The sequence below is a fragment of the Streptomyces sp. ISL-87 genome (assembly GCF_018614095.1).
Classification (GTDB): Bacteria; Actinomycetota; Actinomycetes; order Streptomycetales; family Streptomycetaceae; genus Streptomyces.
In genome coordinates, this window is the sequence record NZ_JAGGOY010000064.1 from 399 (window position 1) to 6,726 (window position 6,328).

General features: G+C 70.9%; 7 protein-coding genes and 1 pseudogene. 5 read left to right on the forward strand and 3 right to left on the reverse strand.

Features of this window, described 5'->3' with window-relative positions; all coding sequences use genetic code 11:
- The first annotated feature begins 170 nt into the window (after positions 1-170).
- Positions 171-1,631, forward strand: a complete 1,461-nt coding sequence (locus tag J7I97_RS24245) for an NCS2 family permease (protein ID WP_214938390.1) — start codon at positions 171-173, stop codon at positions 1,629-1,631.
- Positions 1,632-1,701: 70 nt separating this feature from the next.
- Here J7I97_RS24245 and J7I97_RS24250 read toward each other — a convergent pair whose 3' ends face one another.
- The gene (locus J7I97_RS24250) at positions 1,702-1,884 is read right to left on the reverse strand and encodes a BrnA antitoxin family protein (RefSeq protein WP_214938392.1); all 183 of its coding nucleotides are present in this window, start codon (positions 1,882-1,884) and stop codon (positions 1,702-1,704) included.
- A gap of 137 nt (positions 1,885-2,021) precedes the next feature.
- Here J7I97_RS24250 and J7I97_RS24255 point away from each other — a divergent pair, with 137 nt between their 5' ends.
- The 3 genes from J7I97_RS24255 to thpR all read left to right on the forward strand — a co-directional run bounded on the left by J7I97_RS24255 (position 2,022) and on the right by thpR (position 4,632).
- Positions 2,022-2,459 carry a MarR family winged helix-turn-helix transcriptional regulator gene (locus tag J7I97_RS24255; protein ID WP_214938394.1) on the forward strand — a complete coding sequence of 146 codons (438 nt, stop codon included), beginning with the start codon at positions 2,022-2,024 and terminating at the stop codon, positions 2,457-2,459.
- A 25-nt stretch (positions 2,460-2,484) separates the two neighbouring features.
- Positions 2,485-3,828 carry an MFS transporter gene (locus J7I97_RS24260; protein WP_285441048.1) on the forward strand — a complete coding sequence of 448 codons (1,344 nt, stop codon included), beginning with the start codon at positions 2,485-2,487 and terminating at the stop codon, positions 3,826-3,828.
- Between the two features lie 249 nt (positions 3,829-4,077).
- Positions 4,078-4,632, forward strand: a complete 555-nt coding sequence (gene thpR / locus J7I97_RS24265) for an RNA 2',3'-cyclic phosphodiesterase (protein WP_214938398.1) — start codon at positions 4,078-4,080, stop codon at positions 4,630-4,632.
- Positions 4,633-4,826: 194 nt separating this feature from the next.
- On the opposite strand, the gene J7I97_RS24270 is transcribed toward thpR, so the two are convergent.
- Positions 4,827-5,666, reverse strand: coding sequence for an aldo/keto reductase (locus tag J7I97_RS24270; RefSeq protein ID WP_214938400.1), 840 nt, complete (start codon positions 5,664-5,666; stop codon positions 4,827-4,829).
- On the opposite strand from J7I97_RS24270, the pseudogene J7I97_RS24275 reads away from it, so the two are divergent.
- Positions 5,659-5,907: pseudogene (locus J7I97_RS24275) on the forward strand (recombinase family protein); the annotation flags it as partial. The gene J7I97_RS24270 and the pseudogene J7I97_RS24275 overlap by 8 nt on opposite strands.
- A 43-nt stretch (positions 5,908-5,950) precedes the next feature.
- Here the strand turns inward: J7I97_RS24275 and J7I97_RS24280 are convergent.
- Complete coding sequence (locus J7I97_RS24280) at positions 5,951-6,154, reverse strand: hypothetical protein (RefSeq protein ID WP_214938402.1); 204 nt, start codon at positions 6,152-6,154, stop codon at positions 5,951-5,953.
- Between the last annotated feature and the right edge of the window lie 174 nt (positions 6,155-6,328).

Below are 6,328 nucleotides of genomic sequence, written 5' to 3' on the forward strand. Positions count from 1 at the left end.
TACTGGGCGTCGCGACCCGGTAAACCTTTTCCGGCCACGGCACTAGGTGGGCCGAAACGGGGTCTACGCGCGGAGATGGACGGGCTTTCGTTCATGTGTTCATACTGAAACGGTTTGGGCGTGGCCCATTTTCTTCGTATGTATCACCCAATGAGGACGTTGAGGACCGTATGAGTACGTCGGCCCCCGCCCCCGCGGACACCACCCCGGCTCCCGCCCCCACCCCTCAGGGGACCTCCGGCCTCGACCGCCACTTCAAGATCTCCGAGCGCGGCTCCACCATCGCCCGCGAGGTCCGCGGCGGCTTCGCCACCTTCTTCGCGATGGCCTACATCATCGTGCTGAACCCGATCATCCTGGGCAGCGCGAAGGACATGTACGGGCACCAGCTCGACGGCGGCCAGCTCGTCACCGCCACCGTCCTGACGGCGGCGTTCTCCACGCTCCTCATGGGCGTCATCGGCAACGTCCCGATCGCGCTCGCGGCCGGCCTCGGCGTCAACACGGTGGTCGCGCTCCAGCTCGCCCCGCGGATGAGCTGGCCCGACGCCATGGGCATGGTCGTCCTGGCCGGCTTCGTGGTGATGCTGCTGGTCGCCACCGGCCTGCGCGAGCGGGTCATGAACGCCGTGCCGCTGGGCCTGCGCAAGGGCATCGCGATCGGCATCGGCCTGTTCATCATGCTGATCGGCCTGGTCGACTCGGGCTTCGTCACCCGCATCCCGGACGCCGCGCACACCACGGTCCCGCTCCAGCTCGGCAGCGACGGCCACCTGCACGGCTGGCCCGTGCTGATCTTCGTCGTCGGCGTCCTGCTGACCCTGGCACTGCTGATCCGCAAGACGCCGGGCGCGATCCTGATCTCCATCGTGGTCATGACCGTCGTCGCGGTCGCCGTCCAGCTGATCGCCCAGCTGCCCGGCACGGGCTGGGGCCTGACCGTCCCGGAGTGGCCGGGCAACCCGGTGTCCGCACCCGACTTCGGGCTCGTCGGCCAGGTCAGCCTGTTCGGCGGCTTCGGGAAGGTCGGGCTGCTGACGGGGCTCCTCTTCGTCTTCACCGTGCTGCTGTCCTGCTTCTTCGACGCGATGGGCACCATCCTCGGCGTCGGTGACGAGGCCAAGCTGATCGACAAGGACGGCAGCTTCCCCGGCATCAACAAGGTCCTGCTCGTGGACGGCCTGGCCGTCGCCTCGGGCGGGGCGACCTCGTCCTCGGCCACGACCTGCTTCGTGGAGTCCACGGCGGGCGTCGGCGAAGGCGCGCGCACGGGTCTGGCGAACGTGGTCACGGGCGGCCTGTTCGCCGTGGCGCTGTTCCTCACCCCGCTCGCCACCATGGTCCCGTCGCAGGCGGCCACCCCCGCCCTGGTGGCGGTCGGCTTCCTGATCCTGGCCGGCTCGGTCAAGGACATCGACTGGAGCGACTTCACCATCGCCGTCCCGGCCTTCCTGGCCATGGTGATGATGCCCTTCACCTACTCGATCACCAACGGCATCGGCATCGGCTTCGTGAGCTTCTGCGCGCTGCGCCTGGCGACGGGCCGGGGCCGCGAGGTCCCGGTCGCCATGTACGTCGTGTCGGCGGTGTTCCTCTTCTACTACGTGATGCCGGCGCTCGGCCTCACGTAGGACCGCGCAGGGCTACGGGGCTACGGGACTGCGGGGCTACGGGAGCCCCACGGCAAGCCTCACAGCAGCCCTACGTCAGCCCGTAGAACTTCTCCGTCTCGTCGACGGCGGACTTGAACCGCTCGTCGAAGTCATCGCGAATGAGCGTCCGGACGACATAGTCCTGGACGCTCATTCCGCGTTTTGCGGCATGGTGCCGGAGCCGGTCCAGCAGCTCCCCGTCTATGCGCATGCTCAGCACATGAGTCCCCATGCCGAAAGAGTCGGGGCACAGGGCGTGCCCGCGTGTCACTTTCCGGAACCGGCTCACCCGTACGAGTGACGAGCGTCTCCCCCGTGGCCGCCGCTTTCCGTTTTCCTTAGCGAGGGTAATGAGTTATTCTAAAGAACATGCGTGACCTTTCCCATGGCGACGACGCTGCCGCCGTGAACGATCTCCGCTCCGCCGTCATGCGGCTGGGCCGGCGCCTGAAACACCAGCGCGTCGACGAATCGCTGAGCCCTACCGAGATGTCGGTGCTCGGCACCCTTGCCCGCTGCGGCCAGGCCACCCCCGGTGAGCTGGCCAGGCGCGAGCACGTCCAGCCGCCGTCGATGACACGCATCGTCGCGCTGCTCGAAGCCAAGGGACTGGTCACGCTGGAGCCGCACCCCGACGACCGCCGCCAGAAGGTGGTCCGCCAGACCGAGGAGGCCGAGGCGATGCTCGAAGAGAGCCGCCGCAAGCGCAACGCCTTCCTGGCCGGGCTCGCGGGCGAGCTCACCGAGGACGAATGGGCCAAGCTGCGCGAGGCCGCGCCCGTCCTGGAGAAGCTCGCGCACCTGTAGGACCGACGCCAGGAGGCGAACGCTTTTGAGTACGGGAAACGGAGCAGACTCCGCACCCGGCCACACATCCACTTCTACACGTACACCCTCCGCGGGCAAGAACTCGATGTTCAGCTCGCTGAAGATCCGGAACTACCGGCTCTTCGCCACGGGACAGGTCGTCTCGAACACCGGCACCTGGATGCAGCGCATCGCCCAGGACTGGCTGGTCCTGTCCCTGACCGGTTCCGCCTCCGCGGTCGGCATCACGATCGCCCTGCAGTTCCTGCCGATGCTGGTGTTCGGCCTCTACGGAGGCGTACTCGCCGACCGGCTCCCCAAGCGGCCGCTGCTGATCGCCACCCAGGGCGCGATGGGCCTGACCGGTATCGCGCTCGCCGCGCTCACCCTGGCGGGACACGTCCAGGTCTGGCACGTCTACCTCGCCGCCTTCCTGCTCGGCCTCGTCACCGTCGTGGACAACCCGGCCCGGCAGACGTTCGTCTCGGAGATGGTCGGCCCGGCGCAGGTGGCCAACGCGGTGAGCCTGAACTCGGCCAACTTCCAGTCCGCGCGGCTGGTCGGCCCGGCGCTGGCCGGCGTGCTGATCACCGCCGTCGGCTCCGGCTGGGCCTTCCTGCTGAACGGCCTGTCCTTCGCGGCCCCCATCGCCGGCCTGCTGATGATGCGGGCGCACGAACTCCACCGGGTGGAGCCGCAGCCGCGCGCGAAGGGCCAGCTGCGCGAGGGCCTGCGCTACGTGGCCGGGCGGCCGGAGCTGATCTGGCCGATCGCGCTGGTCGGCTTCATCGGGACCTTCGGGTTCAACTTCCCGATCTGGCTGTCGGCGTTCGTGAGCGACGTGTTCCACGGGGACGCGGGCACGTACGGCCTCTTCAACACCCTGATCGCGGCAGGCTCCTTGGCGGGCGCACTGCTGGCGGCCCGGCGCGGCCACTCCCGCCTGCGTCTCCTGGTGGCGGCGGCGGTCCTGTTCGGCGGGCTGGTCACCGTGACGGCGTTCGCCCCGGGCTTCTGGCTCTTCGCCGCGCTCCTCGTCCCCATCGGAATGTTCGGGCTGACGGTCAACGTGACGGCCAACTCCAGTGTGCAGATGGCCACGGACCCCGAGATGCGGGGCCGGGTCATGGCCCTGTTCATGATGGTGTTCACCGGGGGCACCCCGGTGGGGGCCCCGCTGGTGGGCTGGGTCACGGACACGTACGGCGCGCGCGTCGGCATGGCCGCGGGCGGCCTGATCTCCCTGACCGCGGCCCTGGCGATCGCGGTCGTCCTGTCCCGCGTGGGCAACCTCCGCCTCAGCGTCGACCGCCACAACGGCCTCACCCTGGTCCCCCGCACCACCCGCGACCTGGTCCCGGCCGCCTGACCCCTCCGGGGGCGGGCCGGCTCTGGGCCCGGCAGCCGCCGGAGGCGGGCCGGCTCTGGGCCCGGCAGCCGCCGGAGGCGGGCCGGCTCTGGGCCCGGCCCCCCTGCGGGCCCTGCCCGGGCCCGCGCCTCACGCGCCGGCGGGGCTGGATGGCCCCGGTCAGCCGGCCGTGCCGCGCTGCGGCACATTTCGGCCCCGCCGGCGATTGAGGCGCGGCGCGGGGTCGGGTGGGGCCGTTAGGGTCGGAGTATGAGACTTTTCGCCGCTGTGCTGCCGCCCGCACCGGCCGTGGCCGAGTTGCGGGAGGCCGTGCGGGCGCTGCCCGCGGGGGACCGGATGCGGTGGACCGCGGAGGCGGGCTGGCACTTCACCCTCGCCTTCATGGGCGAGGTCGAGGAGCGGCTGCTTCCCGAGCTGCATGTCCGCCTGGAGCGGGCCGCCAAGCACACCGCGCCCCTCTCCCTCCGCCTGCACGGCGCCGGCCACTTCGGCGACCGTGCCCTCTGGGTCGGGGCCGCCGGGGACCTCGACGGGCTCCGCATGCTCGCCGAGCGCGCCGATGCCGCCGCCCGCCGGGCCGGGGTGCCCATGGGCCAGCACCACCGGTACACCCCCCACCTCACGATGGCCCGCAGCAACCACGCCGTCGACCTGCGCCCGTACCTGGAGGGGCTCGGCTCCTTCGAGGGCACCGCGTGGGAGGTCACCGAACTCAGCCTGGTCCGCAGCAACCTGCCCACCAGTGGCATTCCCGGTGAGCAGCCCCGGTACGAGGTCCTCGCGGCCTGGCCGCTCGCACGGTGAGCGCACGGGCCCGGCCCTCTGTGCGAGGGGCGGGCCCGGCCGCGTTAGGCTCGACGGGTGGATCCCAAGACCAGAAACCGTGTCATGGCCGGTGTGCTCGTGCTGATGTTCGTCGTCGTGGCGGTGGCCGCCGCCGTCGGGCAGTAGCCGCAGCAAGTAGCGGCAGCGAGTAGCGGCAGCCCGCCCGACCGGCACTACCAGGCGAACGCCTCCGGCGATGCGCCCGGGCCCGGGAAGATCTCGTCCAGGCCCGCCAGGACCTCGTCCGAGAGCTCCAGCTCCACCGCCCGCAGCGCGGACGCGAGCTGCTCCGGCGTACGCGGGCCCACGATCGGCCCCGTGACCCCGGGACGGGTCAGCAGCCAGGCCAGCGCCGCTTCGCCCGGCTCCAGGCCGTGCTTGTCCAGCAGGTCCTCGTACGCCTGCACCTGCGCCCGTACCGTGCTGTTCGCCAGGGCGTCCGCCGACCGGCCCGAGGCCGTGCGCCCGGACTCGGCGGCCTTGCGGATCGCTCCGCCCAGCAGGCCCCCGTGCAGCGGGGACCACGGGATGACCCCGAGCCCGTACGCCTCGGCGGCTGGGATGACCTCCATCTCCGCGCGCCGCTCGGCGAGGTTGTACAGGCACTGCTCGCTGACCAGCCCGAGCCGGCCGCCGCGCGCCGCCGCCTCGTTGGCCTGGGCGATCTTCCAGCCGGGGAAGTTGGAGGAGCCGGCGTAGAGGATCTTGCCCTGCTGGATCAGGACCTCGATGGCCTGCCAGATCTCCTCGAAGGGGGTCAGCCGGTCCACGTGGTGGAACTGGTAGACGTCGATGTGGTCGGTCCTCAGGCGCCTCAGGCTGGCGTCGACGGCCCGCCGGATGTTCAGCGCCGACAGGCGATCGTAGTTGGGCCAGGCCTCGCCCTCGGCGGCCATGTTGCCGTAGACCTTGGTGGCGAGGACCGTCTTCTCGCGGCGGCCGCCGCCCTGCGCGAACCAGGTGCCGATGATCTCCTCGGTGCGACCCTTGTTACTGGGGACGGCCCGTCTCATGCTGCAAGTGGTCGGAGCCATGGCAGAGTTTGAGCGCAGCCTGATCAAGGAGCGCACCCGCGCCGGACTCGACGCTGCCAGGGCGCAGGGGCGTACCGGTGGGCGCCCGACCGTCGTGAACGAGGACGTACTCACTGTGGCCCGCGCGAGGAAGGCCAAGGGCGAGAGCACCAGCGCCATCGCCAAGGCCCTCGGAATCTCCCGGGCCACCCTGTACCGCCACCTTGGCGAGCACGCCTGAGACGGCCGCAGCTTGCGACTGTGGGTCATTGGGTACGCTCGACCTAGGCGAAGGATGTACACCGGCGGCGGAAGCCCTGGTGCCCCGTGCGGCCCGTGTGGCTCATGCACTCGATGTCGACCGCAGCCCCGTCCTCCGACGCCGGCGCCTGCCAGTCGCAGCGGAGGCAGTCGGCCTCGAAGGTCACGTCCGTCCCCGGATGCTGCGTGATCCGGTGCTTCACGTACCGCAGCACCGCGCGCGTCATCGCGACCGCCTCGACCGATGAGGGTGGTTGCGGAGCTCCACATCCGCATCCGTCACCGCCGACAGATCACCCCTGCCCCAGGCCTCCCGCCGCTGCGCGACCAGGGCGCTGCACACCCCGCAGTCGTCCGCCGGTTTCGGGGGCAGGTTCGGGATTGACATCCTCCCCTCCCTG

What these genes read in the sequence shown, in the direction of transcription:
- J7I97_RS24245 (WP_214938390.1), top strand. Translation starts at nt 171, where the DNA reads ATGAGTACGTCGGCCCCCGCCCCCGCGGACACCACCCCGGCTCCCGCC.
- J7I97_RS24250 (WP_214938392.1), bottom strand. Translation starts at nt 1,884, where the DNA reads ATGGGGACTCATGTGCTGAGCATGCGCATAGACGGGGAGCTGCTGGAC.
- J7I97_RS24255 (WP_214938394.1), top strand. Translation starts at nt 2,022, where the DNA reads ATGCGTGACCTTTCCCATGGCGACGACGCTGCCGCCGTGAACGATCTC.
- thpR (WP_214938398.1), top strand. Translation starts at nt 4,078, where the DNA reads ATGAGACTTTTCGCCGCTGTGCTGCCGCCCGCACCGGCCGTGGCCGAG.
- J7I97_RS24270 (WP_214938400.1), bottom strand. Translation starts at nt 5,666, where the DNA reads ATGAGACGGGCCGTCCCCAGTAACAAGGGTCGCACCGAGGAGATCATC.
- J7I97_RS24280 (WP_214938402.1), bottom strand. Translation starts at nt 6,154, where the DNA reads ATGACGCGCGCGGTGCTGCGGTACGTGAAGCACCGGATCACGCAGCAT.